The organism is Xenorhabdus sp. SGI246 (assembly GCF_040838225.1).
GTDB lineage: Bacteria > Pseudomonadota > Gammaproteobacteria > Enterobacterales > Enterobacteriaceae > Xenorhabdus > Xenorhabdus indica.
Genome location: NZ_JBFPEZ010000110.1, coordinates 1 through 2,799, shown reverse-complemented (window position 1 = coordinate 2,799; position 2,799 = coordinate 1). Strand labels below are relative to the sequence as shown.

Sequence of the window (2,799 nt, the reverse complement as noted above, 5' to 3'; positions counted from 1 at the left end):
TTGGTACCATATATGAAGGCAATACATTTGATAATCTTTCTTTTATTTTTATCAAATCAAAATCAATTTCACGATTTATAATATAGTAAGCAACCAATGTTTTGTTACCATCAATACTATCACAAGGTGAAACAACGATATTTTTAAAAAAATTCAAATCCAAAATAGCTTTTTCTATTTCACCAAGTTCAATTCTGAATCCTCTAATTTTTACCTGATTATCATTTCTTCCACAGAATTCTAAATTATGATCTAAAGTCCAACATGCACGATCTCCTGTTTTATAGATAAATTTAAAATCCTTAGAATCATTATTAGTACAATAAGGATTATTAATGAAATATTCTGAAGTTAATTCTTCCTTATTTAAATAACCTAATGAAAGAGCAACACCAGAAAGATAGAGATCACCTTCCACTCCTAAAGGAAGTAGGTTTAATGATTCATCTAAAATGTATGCATTAATGTTATTTATGGGTTTTCCGATAGGAATTTTTCTATCACAAAAATTATGCAATTTATACGTTGATGCCCAAATTGTCGTTTCAGTAGGGCCATATAAATTCCAAAATTCAACATTATTTTTCAGGATTTTATTTGCCAAATTTATTGACAATGCTTCACCACCACACAATACTTTCAGTTTATGGTTTATGTTTGGCCAGTAACCATTGGCTAGCATATTCCAAGTTACTGGTGTCGCTTGCATAATAGTCACATTATTAACTTCTATAGTCTCTTTTATTTCATATCCAGAACTTGTTTTTTCATGAGGCATGAGAATCAATTGATGACCAAAAGATAATGGCAAAAAGAATTCTAATATAGAAATGTCAAATGAAAAAGGAGTAACACTTAATAAAACTTCTTCATTATTTAAATTAAATTCTGAATTAATTGATAAAATGAAATTCATAAGAGATTTATGAGAGCATTTAACTCCTTTAGGGTTTCCTGTTGATCCTGATGTATATATTACATATGCTAATTCATCTTGGGGATAATAATCTTTGTTGATATCGACACATTCTTCTGAGAAGCTATTTAAAATAGATTGGAATTCTAGACTATCTACACATACACTTAATTCTTTAATAAAATCAAATTTATTGATGTTATTATTATCAGATAAAATCATTCTTAAAGAAGAATCATTGATAAAGTATCTAAGCCTATCTATTGGATAGTTGCCATCCAATGGTAAATAAGCACCACCGGCTTTCCATATTCCAATTATAGAAATAATCAAATTAATAGATTTATCTAAACAAACACCAATTAATTTGTTATTTGTTAGACTATCACTTGATATTAAATATTTTGCCAATCTATTTGAACTATGACTTAATTGCCTGTAAGTTATCTCTTCATTATTAAATTTAATCGCTATAGAATCTGGCTTTATATTTGCCTGTCGTTCAATTAAATCTATTATTTTTTTGCTTGAGTAATCACTGTTTTTTTTACCATTTGTTTTCGTTAATAATTCATAACGCTCATTGAGATCAATAGCGTTATACTCAAAAATATTAAGATGAATATTGTTTGCAATTTCATTTAACAAGTGAATGAAATTCTTTACTATTCTTTGTATTTTGTTAACATGAAAAATATCGGAGTTATATTCAAAAAAACCATTCAACCCATCATTATTTTTGAATAATTCAATAGATAAATCATACTTAGATGTTTTATTTTCAATTTTTATTTCTTGCGTAACAAGATCTTTGAAATAAATATTATTGTTAGTCACATCATGCAGAAGAAACATAACTTGAAATAATGGTGAGTGATTTAAATGACGTTCATTTACCAATCTATTTACAACACACTCAAAAGGAACTTCTTGATATTTAAAAACCTCTAAAATATTATTTTTTGTTTTTTCTAAAAACTTTATAAAACTATCATTTTTATCTATTCTTGTTCTTATAACAAGAATATTCATGAATAATCCCACTAAATTTTCAATATCCATGTTATTTCTATTAGAAACAGCAGTTCCTATACAAATATCATCGTCATTTGTATATTTTGCAAGTAGCAATTTAATAGAAGATAACATTAAAATAAAAGGTGTAACATTTTCTTCTTTACATATTAAATTTAAACTTTTTACTAGTGAATTAGGTAATTCGAAATATACCCTACCTCCAGAATATGTCTGTTTTTTTGGTCTTTCTTTATCTATTGGAAGAGATATTAGTTTATTATGGTTTTTCAAATACTCATCCCAGAATTTTATTCTTTTATCTATTACATTCTCAATCAACCACTTTCTATGACTTAAAGTATAATCTCTATAATTATATTTTAATGCTTTTAATTTGTTATTACACCCATTAGAAAAAGAATTATATAATTCAGATAGCTCCCTAATGATAATATTACTAGACCAACCATCAGTAATTATATGGTGAAGTGTTATACTAAAAACATACTCGTTAACTCTAGTTTTAATTAAGCTTACTCTACACAGAGTATCACACGATAAATTAAACTTTTTATCTGCCCCCTCCATTATAACTCGTTTCATTTCATCATTTTTTTTAATATCATCAAAGCATGAAAAGTCAAAAATTGAGAGCTCAACATTTATTGAATTTTTAATCGATTGCCTAACACCCTCATCATCATAAATAAAGTTTGTTCTTAAGGAATCATGTCGATTAACTAAAAAATTAATAGCTTTTTTTAAAGCTAATACGTTTAGATTACCACAAATTTTTATATTACTTTGAATGTTATATGCTGAAATACCATTCTCAAATTGATCAATAAACCACAATCGTTCCTGCT

At 26.4% G+C, this 2,799-nt stretch carries 1 protein-coding gene; it reads right to left on the bottom strand.

All coding sequences use genetic code 11. From position 1 onward, the window contains the following. Window positions 1–2,788 (bottom strand): amino acid adenylation domain-containing protein (locus tag ABLA85_RS17920; RefSeq protein ID WP_367965690.1); only part of this gene is annotated, 2,788 nt, incomplete at its 3' end. Window positions 2,789–2,799: the final 11 nt, after the last annotated feature.